At 42.8% G+C, this 16,808-nt stretch carries 13 protein-coding genes; 1 reads left to right on the top strand and 12 read right to left on the bottom strand.

The features are described from left to right. Window positions 1-926: 926 nt before the first annotated feature. The 5 genes from glpX to A6K76_RS14645 all read right to left on the bottom strand — a co-directional run bounded on the left by glpX (window position 927) and on the right by A6K76_RS14645 (window position 5,877). Complete coding sequence (gene glpX, locus A6K76_RS14665) at window positions 927-1,886, bottom strand: class II fructose-bisphosphatase (protein ID WP_066466347.1); 960 nt, start codon at window positions 1,884-1,886, stop codon at window positions 927-929. Between the two features lie 107 nt (window positions 1,887-1,993). After that, window positions 1,994-3,265 (bottom strand): UDP-N-acetylglucosamine 1-carboxyvinyltransferase, encoded by a 1,272-nt coding sequence (locus tag A6K76_RS14660; RefSeq protein WP_066466346.1) that lies wholly within the window; start codon window positions 3,263-3,265, stop codon window positions 1,994-1,996. A gap of 440 nt (window positions 3,266-3,705) precedes the next feature. Beyond that, window positions 3,706-4,356 carry a fructose-6-phosphate aldolase gene (gene fsa, locus A6K76_RS14655; RefSeq protein ID WP_066466345.1) on the bottom strand — a complete coding sequence of 217 codons (651 nt, stop codon included), beginning with the start codon at window positions 4,354-4,356 and terminating at the stop codon, window positions 3,706-3,708. A 207-nt stretch (window positions 4,357-4,563) separates the two neighbouring features. Beyond that, complete coding sequence (locus tag A6K76_RS14650; protein ID WP_066466344.1) at window positions 4,564-5,418, bottom strand: class II fructose-bisphosphate aldolase; 855 nt, start codon at window positions 5,416-5,418, stop codon at window positions 4,564-4,566. 93 nt (window positions 5,419-5,511) lie between these two features. Continuing rightward, window positions 5,512-5,877: a response regulator gene (locus tag A6K76_RS14645; protein ID WP_066466343.1), complete on the bottom strand. Its 366-nt coding sequence runs from the start codon at window positions 5,875-5,877 to the stop codon at window positions 5,512-5,514. A 116-nt stretch (window positions 5,878-5,993) separates the two neighbouring features. On the opposite strand from A6K76_RS14645, the gene A6K76_RS14640 reads away from it, so the two are divergent. After that, window positions 5,994-6,560 carry a DUF2529 family protein gene (locus A6K76_RS14640; RefSeq protein ID WP_066466342.1) on the top strand — a complete coding sequence of 189 codons (567 nt, stop codon included), beginning with the start codon at window positions 5,994-5,996 and terminating at the stop codon, window positions 6,558-6,560. Between the two features lie 351 nt (window positions 6,561-6,911). Here A6K76_RS14640 and A6K76_RS14635 read toward each other — a convergent pair whose 3' ends face one another. The 7 genes from A6K76_RS14635 to A6K76_RS14610 all read right to left on the bottom strand — a co-directional run bounded on the left by A6K76_RS14635 (window position 6,912) and on the right by A6K76_RS14610 (window position 16,804). Continuing rightward, window positions 6,912-8,516, bottom strand: a complete 1,605-nt coding sequence (locus A6K76_RS14635; protein ID WP_066466341.1) for a CTP synthase — start codon at window positions 8,514-8,516, stop codon at window positions 6,912-6,914. Window positions 8,517-9,473: 957 nt separating this feature from the next. Then, window positions 9,474-10,058, bottom strand: a complete 585-nt coding sequence (gene rpoE / locus A6K76_RS14630; protein WP_211271776.1) for a DNA-directed RNA polymerase subunit delta — start codon at window positions 10,056-10,058, stop codon at window positions 9,474-9,476. A gap of 89 nt (window positions 10,059-10,147) precedes the next feature. Then, window positions 10,148-10,306: a hypothetical protein gene (locus A6K76_RS16845; RefSeq protein WP_169818033.1), complete on the bottom strand. Its 159-nt coding sequence runs from the start codon at window positions 10,304-10,306 to the stop codon at window positions 10,148-10,150. A 218-nt stretch (window positions 10,307-10,524) separates the two neighbouring features. Then, window positions 10,525-13,773 (bottom strand): fused isobutyryl-CoA mutase/GTPase IcmF, encoded by a 3,249-nt coding sequence (gene icmF / locus A6K76_RS14625; RefSeq protein WP_066466339.1) that lies wholly within the window; start codon window positions 13,771-13,773, stop codon window positions 10,525-10,527. Between the two features lie 104 nt (window positions 13,774-13,877). Beyond that, window positions 13,878-14,504, bottom strand: coding sequence for a TetR/AcrR family transcriptional regulator (locus A6K76_RS14620; protein WP_066466338.1), 627 nt, complete (start codon window positions 14,502-14,504; stop codon window positions 13,878-13,880). A 4-nt stretch (window positions 14,505-14,508) separates the two neighbouring features. Next, window positions 14,509-15,648, bottom strand: coding sequence for an acyl-CoA dehydrogenase (locus A6K76_RS14615; RefSeq protein ID WP_066466337.1), 1,140 nt, complete (start codon window positions 15,646-15,648; stop codon window positions 14,509-14,511). Between the two features lie 19 nt (window positions 15,649-15,667). Then, entirely contained in the window at window positions 15,668-16,804 is a 1,137-nt protein-coding gene (locus tag A6K76_RS14610; protein ID WP_066466336.1) for an acyl-CoA dehydrogenase, read from the bottom strand. Window positions 16,805-16,808 lie beyond the last annotated feature (4 nt).

The raw sequence follows: 16,808 nt of genomic DNA, 5'->3' as shown, positions 1-16,808 counted from the left end.
ATAGTTTTTCAAACGTGTTGATTAGCCATTAATCTAGCTGACCGCGCAATTGACACTTTCTTTTCTTTTCATGAGGGCTCCGTGAACAAAATAATGATCATGTTCCCCTCTTGAACGAGTGTAGTCGCATACGCTCAGCTAAATCAATTCAATTGAGCTAATGTAAATCTTCATTTCGCTATTTCAAAATGGTTAGTCAACATATATGATAGTTTTTATTTATATACAAGCGTGTTAATACGCCAGTTAATTGGCAGTTCGCGTATGGCGGCTCGCTTTGTCTGTACGGTTACTCGAGACAGCAAAACTTATATTTCTGCAATTACTCGTCGCACATCAATTTTTAGGGCTCGGCGGCAAACACGATATTTATTCTGAAGGTGATCGCTCGTGTAGTAGCTTTTACTACCTCACTCAATCGTCCGCGCGCTTTCTGCCACTCATATACAGCATTTATTTCAGCTCGGCGACTAAAAATCATGAATTCCACTGCATACAAATAGTTAATCAACAGACGTGATTTATATAGATGATGAATGTGTTTTAGCGTTTTGTTAGTCGGTTCTTCACATCGAGGCAAGCTTTTTTTACGAGCGTGGCATGAGCTTTCTCACCGCTGTTACGTTATAGCTGTCGAGTGTCAAGCGTCACGCTTTTTCCGTTGAAGTCTGCTTCTTGTTTCGAGCCTCGTTCACATTCTAAAATCCAATCACCTTCTATAAGAATAGATTACACAAAATGCATACGGTGAGTCATTGTAGGAAAAACGAAGTCAACATGTTACGTATCGTTAGTATTATAACAAATATCCTAAATAATAGTTACATTATTTGTTACATGTGTCGATGAGCGATATGTATGCATTACAAAACGAAAACAAAGCCCAATCAAATGTCGGGCTTTGTTTTCGTACAAAATGCGTTGTTCTATTCAATCACTGGTTTTTTATCTAAGCTGTGTCGACCTTCGATAAAACGAACTGTACCTGATTTTGCACGCATAACAACAGAATGTGTTAAGCAATGACCTGCTTTGAATTGCACGCCGCGTAATAGCTCGCTATCTGTTACGCCTGTCGCTGCGAAAATTGCGTCATCACCTTTTACTAAGTCGTTTAACGTTAATACTTCGTTTACGTCAATGCCCATATCTTTACAACGTTGTAATTGCTCTTCGTCCTCTGGTACTAAGCGTGCTTGGAAGTCGCCGCCTAAGCATTTTAATGCCGCTGCTGCAATTACGCCTTCTGGTGCGCCACCTGTACCGAACATAATATCAATCCCTGTTTCGTCAAATGCTGTATTGATCGCAGCACCTACGTCACCATCTTGGATGAATTTAATACGCGCGCCCGCTTCACGAATTTCATCAACGATATGCTGATGACGTTCGCGGTCTAATAACGTCGCTACAACATCACCGATATCTTTATTTTTTGCTTTTGCTACGGCTAAAAGGTTCGCTGTAACAGATGCTTCAATACTTACTTTACCAGCTGCTTCAGGCCCAACCGCTAACTTTTCCATATACATATCTGGTGCATTTAGCAAGTTGCCTCGGTCTGCAATGGCAAGTACAGTCATCGCACCATTCGTTCCTTTTGCCACAATGTTTGTACCTTCAAGTGGGTCAACAGCGATATCTACTTCTGGACCACCATTACGCAATCCTAGCTCCTCGCCGATATATAGCATCGGTGCTTCATCCATTTCACCTTCACCGATTACAACACGCCCGTGCATTGGAATAGTATCGAACATTTGGCGCATCGCTGTTGTTGCTGCGTCATCCGCTTCATTTTTTAACCCGCGTCCCATCCACTTTGCTGAGCTGATTGCAGCTGACTCTGTAACACGTACGACTTCCATCGATAAACTACGTTCCATTTTGTTTCCTGCCTCCTGTTGTTTTGCTTTTTTTGCAAAACGATTATCGCCATTCATTTTAACATACTAATCTGTAATTGTTGCATACTATTTGAAAATTAGCACGATTAATTCGCCGATGCTGGTGTAATTGTTTCTTTGCGAATTTCTGCGCCAAGTGCGTTTAATTTTTCCACAATGTCGCTATAGCCGCGCTCTACGTGGTAAATGTCATGAATTTCCGTTTCACCTTCCGCAAGTAATCCTGCAATAACAAGTGCTGCACCTGCGCGTAAATCACTCGCTGTTACCGTTGATCCGTGAAGCGTCGTCGGCCCTGTTAAAATCGCCGTATTCCCTTCTACACGTGCAACCGCATTCATGCGACGTAATTCATCAATATGCTTAAAGCGCGCCGAATAAATCGTATCCGTCACTTTTGATGACCCTTCCGCCTGCGTCATTAATACGCAAAGCGGCTGCTGAATGTCCGTCGCTAACCCTGGATATACGAGTGTTTTCACATCAACAGCATGAAGCGTTTCACTTTTCGGAATGAAGATCGACTCCTCGTCCTCTTGCACTTTTACACCCATTTCACGAAGCTTTGCCGTTACTGCCTCTAAATGAAACGGAATAACGTTATCCACTTGAATGCCATCACCAATTGCTGCAGCCATAATCATATATGTCGCCGCTTCGATGCGGTCAGGAATCACTGTATGCTGTGCGCCGTGCAGTTCATCAACACCGTCAATACGAATGACGCTCGTGCCTGCACCTTTAATTTTTGCGCCCATATTTGATAAAAGCGTCGCCACATCGACAATTTCAGGCTCCTTTGCGGCATTTTCAATAATCGTTTGCCCTTTTGCGCGAACAGCCGCAAGCATAATGTTAATCGTTGCGCCGACACTCGCTACGTCTAAGTAAATTTTTGCACCTTTTAGCTCATCAGCGCGTAAATAAATCGCTCCGTGCTCGTTCGTTACTTTTGCGCCAAGTGCTTCAAAGCCTTTTATATGTTGGTCGATTGGACGCGGCCCTAAAAAGCAGCCCCCTGGTAAGCCGACAACAGCACGTTTGAAACGCCCAAGCATCGCACCCATTAAATAATACGACGCACGCATTTTTTTCACGTTGCCATTCGGTAATGGCATTGCTTCCATGTTCGTTGGATCGACTGTCATTTTGCCATTTTCAAACGTTACCGTACCGCCGATTTCTTCCATTAATAGCTTCAACGTCAGCACATCTGAAATTTCCGGTAAACCGTCAATCGTCACTGGTGAATCCGCTAAAATTGTTGCTGGAATTAACGCTACTGCACTGTTTTTCGCACCACTTACTTTAATGTTGCCTTTTAAGCGATTACCGCCTTTAATTTTATAAACTTCCATTATTTATATTCTCCTCATTATATGGAAAAATCCGTCTGTTTTTTTATATTCACGAAAACTAACTATCATTTTATGTGCTAAGCATCCTTTTTGCATCGATGCTTTTTTATGCGTTTATGTCGTAAACTAAGCGCATAAAAAAACAAGCAAAAAACATATAATGACGTATTTGAACAGACAATTCCGCCCAAATACGTCTTGTGTATCGCTGCACCATTTTAATGGCAAACAGTGAAAACGTTTCTTTTCATTAAAAGCATGTTGATCCGTTAAAGGTGGCTTTTCACATCGAGGCAGGCTTTCCGCGGGCGTGGCTTGAGCTTGTAGTCTCACGCTCACGCTTTTCCCGCAGGAGTCCCTCTCTTGTTTCAAGCAACGTATATGTGTCAACACTAGCTTATGGCGATGAAAAATAAAAATGTGAACGAACACATTTTTCATTACTTTCCTTCGCGCTTGCTCCAGTCAGCTAAAAAGCCTTCAATGCCTTTGTCTGTTAACGGGTGGTGGAATAATTGCTTTAACACTTTATATGGCGTTGTTGCAATGTGCGCACCTGCTAATGCCGCCGCTTGAATGTGCTGCGGGTGACGAATTGATGCCGCGATAATTTGCGTATCGATATTGTGTACCGCGAAAATTTGTGCAATTGTCGCGATTAATTCTGCACCATCTTGACCGATATCATCTAAGCGACCGATAAATGGTGATACGTACGTTGCGCCTGCACGTGCAGCCATTAACGCTTGGTTCGCTGAGAAAATTAACGTAACGTTCGTTTCAATTCCTTTGCTTGCAAAATGACGGCAAGCTTCTAATCCAGCTGGTGTCATCGGAAGCTTCACTGTAATGTTCGGGTGAATTTTCGCAAGTTCTTCACCTTCTTCAATCATACCTTTTGCTTCAAGTGAAATGACTTCACCAGAAACTGAACCGTCAACTAAGTTCGCAATTTCACGTAAACGATCGTGGAAATCTACGCCCGGCTCCTTTGCAACTAATGATGGGTTTGTTGTTACGCCTGATAAAATTCCCCAAGCATGCGCTTCTTTAATTTCATCAAAGTTTGCTGTATCGATAAAAAATTTCATCGTAGTTTTCCTCCAAAAGTATGATGTTTTCTCGCGCCTTAACATGTGAACGCTTCACTATAGCTTGAAGTCGCCTTTACGCTCACTATACGTACTGAGCCGAATTTTGGTCACGAATCCAACATCTGTCTATTTTACTGCTCTGTAAAATAGGAGAAGTAGCTTAACGCTTCTTCCCCTATCACAACTTTGTATACGCTACGGATATTATGCTTTGTTTGAGCTGCCGAATTCGCGCATTTTGCCGATTACTGTCGCTTTAATCGCTTCACGAGCTGGTGCTAAGTATTTGCGTGGGTCGTATGTTGTTGAATCGTTTTCTAAAAACTCACGAATTACTTTCGTTGCCGCGATTTGATTTTCTGTGTTTACGTTAATTTTTGCAGTACCTAAAGAAATTGAACGTTGAATATCTTTCGTTGGGATTCCTGTACCACCGTGTAATACTAATGGTAAATCCGCTAACTGTGAAATTTCTTCCATTTCTTTAAAGCCTAAGTTCGGTTCACCTTTGTATGGACCGTGCACTGATCCTAATGCTGGCGCTAAGCAGTCAATGCCTGTTGCGTCTACTAATGCTTTACATTCTTGTGGATCTGCATAAATGATGCCGCCGATTACGCCATCTTCTTCACCACCAACAGTACCTAGCTCTGCTTCTACTGATACGTTACGTGCGTGTGCATACTCAACAACTTGTTTTGTCGTTTCTACGTTTTCTTCAAATGGGTGATGTGAAGCGTCAATCATAACAGATGTGAAGCCTGCATCGATTGCTTCTTTACATTTATCGAAGCTTGAACCATGGTCTAAGTGAATCGCAACCGGTACAGTTGTGCCATAGCTTGCCATTAATCCTTTAACGATGTGAACAACCGACACGAAGCCGCCCATATATTTTGCAGCGCCTTCAGATACACCTAAAATAACTGGTGATTTTTCCTCTTCAGCAGCTTGTAAAATCGCTTGCGTCCACTCTAAGTTGTTAATGTTAAATTGACCAACCGCGTACTTACCTTCCTTTGCAGTAATTAACATTTCTTTCATTGAAACTAATGCCATGATGTTAAGACTCCCTCCCGAAAATACGGACATTTTTTATAATTTATACCTTCATTATCATATCAAAAATATAACTATCTCGCTACCGTCTACCTAGAGTTCCTGCCGCAAAATTTGACGCAGCACATCACGTACCTCCAAAATACTAAACGGTTTCATAAAATAGTGCGTAACACCCAATTTATTTGCCTGCTCGATTAATTGTCGTTCACCGTATGCCGTCATCATAATGACAGGAAGCGTCGCATCGATTTTCTTTAGCGCAGCCAGCACTTCTAGCCCTGACATTCCTGGCATGCGCATATCGAGCAGCGCGCACGAAAATGTGTACCTCGTCGTAGCATCGAGCGCTTCATCTCCATTAGCTGCTACTATTGGCATATACCCTTCTTTTTTCAAAAACTCCTGCAACAGCAATCGGATTCCTTTTTCATCGTCAACTACTAAAATATGGTTCATAAAGCTACACATAATTCCTTTTCATCTTTTTTATTAGTAACGACTATTTTAATCGACAATGCGCCGAATGGAAAGTGTTTTCGGATTGCTTTATAATGTGTGTCGAGGTGTTGAATATGTTTAAAATGCTAACGACCCAATTAACAGGGTTATATCAACGAGTTTTACAAACAGAAGAAGAACAAATTGAGGATGCTGCACGCTTACTCGCTCAAGCTGCAATCGGCGAAGGAAATGTCTATTTCGCCTGCTTCGGTGAGCTACAAGCAGTAGAACACAATGCGTTTTTAAGTGCCGCGCCGTTTACGAAGCTTGCGCGTTACACGAAAGACGTACAATTAACGGATGCTGATCGTGTATGCATTTTCACACCGACTGCTGACAACGAAGAAGCCATTACTCTTGCTCATTACTGCAACGATCACTTCATTCCATTTGCCGTTGTTGCAAGTGAAAAAGCATCGGACGACAATGTGTTAAGTGACCTTGCTTACGTTTACATTTCACTCAAAGTGCGCGGCGGACTGCTGCCACACCCGACTGACTTGTCAAAGCGTGTCGTTATGCCACACTTGCTCGCTGCACTATTCGTGTACGAGGCGATGAAACTATCATACGACGAAATGGTTGAAGATGACGACGATTTCGGTGAGGATCATACGCCCGCATCACCGTTTGCTTAATAAATACGAGCATCAACAAGCGTGTTAATTAGCAGTACGCGTATTGCGGCTCGCGGTTACTCGTCGCAAAAGTCCTGGGGCTCGGCGGCAAACACGATGTTGATCATGAAGGCGGTGCTACATGGACGTAGCCCTTCCTCAAGCCTCCGCACCGCTCCTACATCGCGCTTTACGCGGTCTTGAGGCACGAGCTTTTTCCCAAGGAGTCTCGCCGCATGCTTCCTACCATCATAATGCAGCAATCATTCCAGTTTTATGCTTAACAATAAACGATTCAGCTGTACAAAGATCGCTAATCAATAAAAAAGGGGTTATCCACAACGTAAAAATTGTGGATAACCCCTTCATTTATTATTTACGGTTGTTAAACGCCGCGCCTACAAACTCACGGAATAGTGGTTGTGGACGGTTCGGACGTGAAATTAACTCTGGATGGAATTGACCAGCTACGAAGAACTTGTGCTCTGGTAACTCGATAATTTCCACTAACTTGTTGTCAGGTGATACGCCTGAGAATACAAGACCTGCTGCTTCCATCGCTTCACGGAACTCGTTGTTAAACTCGTAACGGTGACGGTGACGCTCGTATACTAGCTCCTCGCCGCCGTAAGCTGCACGTGCAACTGAGCCTTCTTTTAATTTACATGGGTATAAACCAAGACGTAACGTACCACCTAAATCTGTCTCTTCAGATTGGTCTGGTAAGAAGTCGATAATTGGGTACTTCGTGTCTTTATCTAACTCTGTTGAATGTGCGCCGTCTAACTTTAATACGTTGCGTGCAAACTCAACTGCCGCCATTTGCATCCCTAAGCAAATACCGAAAAATGGTACGTTGTTTTCACGTGCAAAACGAGTTGCTTCAATTTTCCCTTCAACACCGCGATCGCCGAAGCCACCTGGCACTAAAATACCGTCTGCGTTCGCAAGTAATTCCGCTACGTTATCCGCATTTACTTCCTCTGCGTTTACCCAGTCGATTTCGATATCTGAATCGTACGTGTAACCAGCATGCTTTAACGCTTCGACTACTGAAATGTACGCATCTTGTAGCTCTACATATTTCCCTACTAATGCGATACGTGTTTTATGTTGTAAGTTTTTCACTTTGTGTACTAATTCCGTCCACTCTGTCATGTCCGCTTTCGGTGCTTTAATGCCGAAATGCTCTAATACGATATCGTCAAAGCCTTGTGCATGTAAGTTCAGTGGCACTTCATATAAATGCTCTGCGTCACGAGATTCTACGATGTCTTGTGGGCGCACGTCGCAAAATAGCGCGATTTTATCTTTCATATCTTGTGGTACAGGCTGCTCTGTACGTAATACGATAATGTTTGGCTGAATACCTAATGAACGTAACTCTTTTACTGAGTGCTGTGTCGGTTTTGTTTTCATTTCGCCTGCTGCTTTAATGTAAGGCATTAACGTACAGTGAACGTACATGACGTTGTTATGCCCTAAGTTTGTACGCATTTGACGAATGGCTTCTAAAAATGCAAGTGATTCGAAGTCACCAACTGTACCGCCGATTTCTGTAATGACTACATCCGCAGACGTTTCACGACCAGCGCGTTGAATGCGGTCTTTAATTTCGTTCGTTACGTGTGGAATTACTTGTACCGTACCACCGTTGTAATCACCGCGACGTTCTTTGTTTAAAACCGATTGATACACTTTACCAGACGTTACTGTTGAATGCTTCCCAAGATTAATGTCGATGAAACGCTCGTAGTGACCTAAGTCTAAATCTGCCTCTGCGCCGTCATCTGTTACGAATACTTCACCGTGCTGATACGGGCTCATTGTACCTGGATCGATATTTAAATACGGGTCAAACTTTTGAATTGTTACTTCTAAACCACGGTTTTTAAGTAAGCGACCAAGTGAAGCTGCGACGATCCCTTTACCAAGTGACGATACAACGCCACCTGTTACGAAAATATATTTTGTCATAATGAAAAAATCCTCCTTATAAATGAAAATGCACAATGCGGCTGTTTGCTCCTAAAAAACAATAAAAGCTATGAGATGCGAGACCTCGAAGCTTTCTCAACCTGAATTATCCATCTGTCTTACATGTATGCGCACAGTACAACACAAAAAATAAAAAACGCTCCTCCCGCAACGATCATTGCAGGGGGAGCGTATTGTATATACGGTCAATCTCCTTTTTTAAGGAGCCCAAGCAACATACTATACGCTATGTAAAAAGAAGTCAAGATTTTTTATTTAAAAACGAACAAGTCTGACCTATACGATGTTAACATATCAGGTCTGTTGATTAGCTATTTTTATACAGCTGAATTGCTTGTTTTTAGTAGCAAGACGGAGATGAACGCTGCATTTTTGTGGCATGGAGCGGGTGGCGAGACTCCTTGGGGAATAGCTCGTGCCTCAAGACCCCGTAAGCCTCGACATAGGAGAGGCGCGGAGGCTTGAGCCGAGCCCCAGGAAAGCGAGCCACCATACGCGAAATGCCAGTTGAATGGCTAATCAACACGCTTGTTAACATATAAAAGAAAAATCACGTTAAGAACTTATTCTTAACGCGATTTTCTAGCTCTATAGACGGTGAATGTATTTTAAAGTTTTGTTAGTCGGCTCTTCACATCGAGGCAGACTTTCCACGGGCGTGGCATGAGCCTTTCGTGTCACGCTCACGCTTTTACCGCAGGAGTCCGCCTCTTGTTTCAAGCCTCGTTCGCATTGTAAATTTCAATCACCTTGTATATAAACGGTAAATGCATGTTATCGTTGTCAGTTCGCTCTTCATCAAAGCAGGTTTTTCATGGGCATAGCTTGATTTTCCTCGCTACGTTACGCGCTCTCACGCTTTTTCCGTAGAAATCGCCACCTACATTTTCAGAACACATAGTTACATACGGCAAGCACCGCGTTTGAAATAGCGCCTTATTTTAAGTCGTCTTCTTCGACAATCGTTAAATCGTCTTCTTCATCCAACTCTTCTTCAAGTTCAAACTCTTCGTCCTCGATTTCGATCACTTCTTCAATGTCTTCTTCAATCGTTACTAAATCGTCTTCATCGACAACCGCATCGAAATCTAATACATCTTCTTCCTCGTCATCTTCTTCCTCGTCGTCGCTTACGAACTCTTCGTAATCTTCCTCGAATACTAAGTCGTCCTCATCTACTTCGATTTCTTCTAACTCATCATCCGCAACAACTTTCGCCTTTTTCTTGCGCGTTTTTACGATTGGTGCTGTTTCTTCTTCAATTTGTTCTACTTTGTACCATTCACGTAGACCCCACTGACCTTCTTGATTCAATAAGAAACGCCCGTCAATGTTCATATCTGTGTAGAATTGTAAAAACTGCTCCTGCATATATTCATCAGAAGCACCATTTAATTGTTGTAAAACATTTAATAAATCTTCAAATGTAATTGTTGATTTTTTATCATCTAAAATTGCAAACGTTAAGTCAATTAACGACTCTTCTGCAAGTTGCTCTTTTGTCATTTCACGAAAGTTCAATCCGTGCACGCCCTTTCTATATTACATTACCTACTACGTTTTAACGCATAATATCCATTATATACATATATACTATATGTACGCTAGCGTCATTTACTCTTTTTTAAGTAGATTGCCTGTTTCGTGCCTAAATAAAATAAATAGGCGGCTAATGTTAATAGTGGAATGGCGCCAAGTTGATGATTGTACATGAAAAAAGTAGCGACTAAGCAAGCAAGTATGATGACATGTGGTACGTATTTGCCCATCGTTTGTCCATCCTCTCATGCAAAGTATCCTGTTGTCATTGTAGCGAATGCTGCAGCGTTATTCCACTATTACGACTACTTACTTGCCGTATAAACGCTCACCCTATTTATTTGCGCGAACAGAAAAGATTGTCTAGTAATATATATCACTAGACAATCTTCTTAAAAACAACCTTTGTTTACGTTAGCACAACATGTGTGAAAATGCACATGTTTTTTTACATGTTACGACGGTATTGCCCGCCTACTTCATATAAAGCGTTCGTAATTTGTCCTAAGCTTGCAACACGCACTGTTTCCATTAGCTCCTCGAATAAGTTGCCGCCTGTTTTTGCGACTTCTTTTAAACGAGCAAGTGCCGCTTCCGTTTTGTCCGCATGTGCGCTTTGGAATTTACGTAAGTTCGTAATTTGCAGCGTTTTTTCTTCATTCGAAGCACGCGCAATTTCCATTGAGTCAATGCTTTCTTCACCTGCTGCATTCGGATTTAAATACGTGTTCACACCAACAATCGGCAGCTCACCTGAATGTTTCAGCGTTTCATAGTACATTGATTCCTCTTGAATTTTGCCGCGCTGGTATTGTGTTTCCATCGCTCCGAGTACACCACCGCGATCATTAATACGATCAAACTCTTGTAGCACCGCTTCTTCAACTAAATCCGTTAGCTGCTCCGTAATGAATGAGCCTTGAATCGGATTTTCATTTTTCGATAAACCATGCTCTTTCGTAATGATCATTTGAATGGCCATCGCACGGCGTACAGATTCCTCTGTCGGCGTCGTAATTGCCTCGTCGTACGCGTTTGTATGCAGCGAGTTACAGTTATCCTGTAACGCCATTAATGCTTGCAGCGTCGTACGAATGTCGTTAAAGTCGATTTCCTGTGCGTGTAAACTACGCCCGGACGTTTGCACATGGTATTTCAGCTTTTGCGAACGCTCATTTGCACCGTACTTCTCACGCATTACGACAGCCCAGATGCGACGTGCTACACGTCCGATTACCGTATACTCTGGGTCTAAACCATTTGAGAAGAAGAACGATAAGTTTGGCGCGAAATCATCGATGTGCATACCGCGGCTTAAGTAATATTCCACGTACGTGAAACCGTTCGACAATGTAAATGCTAACTGCGAAATTGGGTTTGCGCCCGCCTCTGCAATGTGGTAGCCCGAAATCGATACAGAATAGTAGTTACGCACTTTTTTGTCGATGAAGTATTGCTGAATATCGCCCATTAAACGAAGCGCAAACTCCGTTGAGAAAATACACGTATTTTGCCCTTGGTCCTCTTTTAAAATATCCGCTTGTACAGTACCGCGCACAACTTGTAACGTTTCATCGCGCGTTTCTGTAAACTCCTCAACCGTTAGAACACGACCTAACTCTTCCTCGCGACGCTTCACTTGCTGATCAATCGCCGTATTCATAAACATCGCTAAAATGACTGGTGCTGGTCCATTAATCGTCATCGATACAGATGTTGCAGGGGCACATAAGTCAAAGCCCGCATAAAGCTTTTTCATATCATCTAACGTACAAACATTTACGCCCGATTCTCCGATTTTCCCATAAATATCTGGGCGCTCATTCGGATCTTCACCGTACAGTGTCACCGAGTCAAACGCTGTCGATAAACGTTTTGCATCGTCGTCCTTCGATAAGTAATGGAAGCGTTTATTCGTACGCTCTGGTGTACCTTCTCCGGCAAATTGACGTTTTGGATCTTCCCCTTCACGTTTGAACGGGAATACGCCTGCTGTGTACGGATATGCACCTGGCACGTTTTCTTTATACACCCAGCGTAAAATTTCGCCGTAGTCTTTAAAGTCTGGTAATGCTACTCGCGGAATTGATAAGCCTGATAATGATTTCGTCGCTAAAATGGTACGAATTTCTTTATCACGTACTTTCGTTACTAATTCATCACCGCTATAGCTTTCCTTCAACGTTTCCCAATTTGCTAAAATGCGCTTTGACTCCGCTGTTAGCTCATCTTGAATACCTGTAATTAAGCTTTCTAACGATGCAATTAACGCATCGTTTGGCGATTGCTTTTTCACTTCATCAAGCGCGCCTTCTAGCTGGAATAAGCGACGTGCAAACTCTACTTGCTGTGCTGAATGCTTATGGTAGTTACGCACTGTATCTGTAATTTCACGCAAGTAGTAACGACGGTCATTCGGAATAATGACGTCCTGCTTTTGCGTTTTCGCCGTTAGCTCATACGATGTTTCCCAATCATAGCCAAGCTTTTCATTAATTGTTTTCACGACAGCTGCAAACAGCGCATTCGTGCCTTTGTCATTAAACTGGCTTGCGATCGTACCATATACCGGCATATCTTCTAACTTCGCATTCCACAGCTCGCGTGAACGTTGGTATTGCTTACGAACTTGCTGCAATGCATCTTCAGAACCTTTACGCTCGAATTTATTAATAACGATTAAGTCCGCGAAATCAATCATGTCGATTTTTTCAAGCTGCGTCGGCGCACCGAACTCGCTCGTCATAACGTACATTGACATGTCTGTATATTTCGTAATTTCCGCGTCACCTTGCCCGATTCCGCTCGTTTCAACGACGATTAAATCGTAGCCAACCGCCTTTACAACGTCCAGCACATCACCGATTGATGCAGAAAGCTCGGTACGTGAGCCACGCGTCGCTAAACTGCGCATGTATACGCGGTTGTTGAAAATAGCGTTCATACGAATACGGTCACCAAGCAATGCCCCGCCTGTTTTTTGCTTCGTCGGGTCTACTGAAATGATCGCGATTTTTTTATCTGGGAACTCGTGTAAAAAGCGGCGAATTAACTCGTCTGTTAACGAAGATTTCCCAGCGCCACCCGTCCCTGTAATACCAATTACTGGCGTGCCTTTTGAACGTTTACGTGCTTCTTCAATTAACGCTTGCGTCTCAGCATCTGGATTAATTTCCGCTGCCGTAATTAAGTTCGCTAAAATTTCTGGTGTTTCCGTCGTCACGTTGTCCAGCTTTGCTAAATAGTCGCCTGATAATGTCGAAAAATCCGCGCCCTCTAGCTTTTTATTGATCATGCCTTGTAAGCCCATTTTGCGTCCATCTTCTGGAGAGAAAATGCCCGCAATACCATACTCGTGCAGCTCTTTAATTTCACGAGGTAAAATAACCCCGCCACCGCCACCGAAAATTTTAATATGTCCAGCACCGCGCTCGCGCAGTAAATCGTACATATACTTGAAGTACTCCATATGTCCGCCTTGATAAGATGATAACGCAATCCCTTGTGCATCCTCTTGAATAGCTGCATTTACAACTTCTTCAACAGAGCGGTTATGCCCTAAGTGAATAACTTCAGCACCGCTAGACTGTAAAATACGACGCATAATGTTAACCGATGCATCGTGCCCATCAAATAAACTTGAAGCTGTTACAAAACGAACTGGATGTGCTGCTTTATATACCTCTACTACTGTCATATATCAAAACCCCTTTGTTTCATCATGAAAGTTTGGTAGCAATTTCTCATTTCTTTACGTCTATAGAGAAAAAACAGAGCCGCTCCCCAACGACCCTGCTTTTATTATGAAAACCCCTTTAGTCCGTATAAAAACAATTCTGTTTGTGCTTCGATGAACTGCTCAATTTTGTAATCTTTTTTATATGCCCAGTTGCGGAAAGCCCACGCTTGCCCTTGTACAACAATTTGGTTTGCCGCAATGAGAATATATTGTTCCTTTAACGCTAACTCACCTGATGCTACGCAGCTACGTAATAACTCCGCAAACATCGACACCATTTCGTATTCTCTATCTAAAATGTATGCCCGCGTATCTTTTGGTAACGATTTTGTTTCCTGATACATAATCGTAAACTCAATGTGCATGCGGTGAATTAAGTAATAATACTCATAGATCGCACGTCGAAGGGTGTCGAGAGTCCCTTCTTCATTTTGATATGGTGACAGCTTCAGCGTGACTTCGTTAAAGATTCGATCACATACTAAATACAGAACGTCTTCCTTTGTGCGAATGTATTCATACAGCGTGCCGATACTAAAACCCGCTGCCTTTGCGATTTCTCGCGTCGTCGCTTTATGAAAGCCTTTTTCTTTAAATAATTTCACCGCGCCTTTTATAATTTGTTCACGGCGCATGGCGATCAGCGTTTCATCTTTGACCGACGAATGTACTTCAATATCTTTCGGCATAAAATTATTTTGTTAAGTTACGAGAAATAACGAGACGTTGAATTTCTTGCGTACCTTCATAAATTTGTGTAATTTTCGCATCGCGCATGAAACGTTCCACTGGATAGTCTTTCGTATAACCGTAACCACCGAATACTTGTACAGCATCTGTTGTTACTTTCATCGCAGTGTCTCCCGCCATCAACTTCGCCATAGCTGATGCTTGTCCGTATGGTAAGTCATTTGTTTCTAACCACGCTGCTTGATACGTTAATAAACGTGATGCTTCAACAGCTGTTGCCATATCTGCTAATTTGAAACCTACACCTTGTTGTAATGCGATTGGCTTACCGAATTGTACGCGCTCTTTTGCATAGTCAGCAGCAGCATCTAATGCGCCTTGTGCAATACCTACAGCTTGTGCAGCGATACCGTTACGACCGCCGTCTAATGTTTTCATTGCGATAATGAAACCTTGACCAACTTCACCTAAAATATTTTCTTTCGGTACGCGGCAGTTATCAAAAATAATTTCAGTTGTTGGAGATGAACGAATTCCTAACTTTTGCTCTTTTTTACCTACTGAGAAGCCTGGGAAATCCGCTTCAACGATAAACGCTGTCGTACCTTTAGCGCCTAATTCTGGATCTGTTACAGCAAATACTACATAAATGTCTGCAATGCCGCCGTTTGTAATGAAGATTTTTGAGCCGTTTAATACGTACGCATCTCCATCTTCTACTGCATACGTGCGCATACCGCCTGCATCAGAACCTGAACCTGGCTCCGTTAAACCGTAAGCACCAATTTTTTTACCTTCAGCCATTGGGCGTAAGTATTTTTGCTTTTGCTCTTCTGTACCGAATTTGTATACAGGCCAACCTGCAAGTGAAGTATGTGCCGATAACGTTACACCTGTTGAACCACAAACACGTGATAATTCTTCTACCGCGATGCAGTACGCTAAATAGTCAAAGCCTGCGCCACCGTACTCTTCTGGCCATGGAATACCTGTTAAGCCAAGCTCCGCCATTTTGTCGAAAATTTCACGATCGAAGCGCTCCTCTTCGTCACGCTCTGCTGCTGTTGGTGCTACTTCATTTAAAGCAAAGTCACGAATCATGTCACGTAATTGTTGATGCTCTTCTGTTAATTGAAAGTTCATAGTATATAAATCCCCTTTTCTATTTTGTTAAGTTTTTACTAATTACTAAACGTTGAATTTCACTTGTACCTTCATAAATCTCCGTTACTTTCGCATCGCGGAATAGGCGCTCTACTGGATAGTCTTTCGTATAACCGTAGCCACCAAATACTTGCACAGCGTCAATCGATACATCAACAGCTGTTTTTGATGCAAATAATTTTGCCATCGACGCTTCTTGTCCACAAGGAAGCCCTTGAGCTCGAAGATTGGCGGCACGGAAGATGAGAAGGCGTGATGCTTCAACAGCTGTTGCCATATCAGCAAGCTTAAAGCCAACCCCTTGCTGCGCAGCGATCGGTTTACCAAACTGCACGCGCTCTTTTGCATAATCAACAGCATACCCAAGAGCTGCCTCTGCAATGCCTAAGCTTTGTGCTGCAATACCGATGCGCCCTACATCTAAATTTGCCATCGCAATTTTAAATCCTTCTCCTTCTTCACCAAGTAAGTTTTCAGCAGGTATGCGCATTTGCTCAAATGTTAACTGAACGGTGCGAGAACCGTGCAGCCCCATTTTATGCTCATCCTTCCCGACAACAAACCCTTCTGTGCCTTTTTCAACGATGAATGCTGAAATGCCTTTTGCACCCGCTTCTGGATTTGTCGAAGCGAACACGATATATACATCCGCCTCACCACCATTTGTAATAAACACTTTCGAGCCGTTGATCACGTACTCATCGCCGTCTTTGATAGCGCGTGTTTTAAGCGACGCGGCGTCTGAACCGGCACTTGGCTCCGTTAAGCAAAACGCACCTAAATATTCACCTGATGCAAGTTTTGGTACGTATTTTTGCTTTTGCGCTTCTGTACCGAAGTATAAAATTGGATTCGTTCCAACTGATGTATGAACGGATAAAATAACGCCAACGACTGCACTTACACGTGAAAGCTCATTGATCGCAATAATGTAAGAGGTAAAGTCCATTCCTGCACCGCCGTACTGCTCTGGTACAGTAATGCCCATTAACCCAAGTTCTCCCATTTGCGCTAAAATGTCACGCGGAAATACGCCTTTTTCCATCTCTTCGACAAATGGCGCAATTTTGTCATTCGCAAAGCTTCGCACCATATCTCGCATCATTAGCTGCTCTTCTGTAAAACGTAAATCCATCTAT

It is taken from the genome of Caryophanon latum (assembly GCF_001700325.1).
In the GTDB taxonomy this organism is placed as follows: domain Bacteria; phylum Bacillota; class Bacilli; order Bacillales_A; family Planococcaceae; genus Caryophanon; species Caryophanon latum.
The sequence above is the reverse complement of the archived record's forward strand: the minus strand, read 5'-3'. Positions and strand labels throughout refer to the sequence as shown.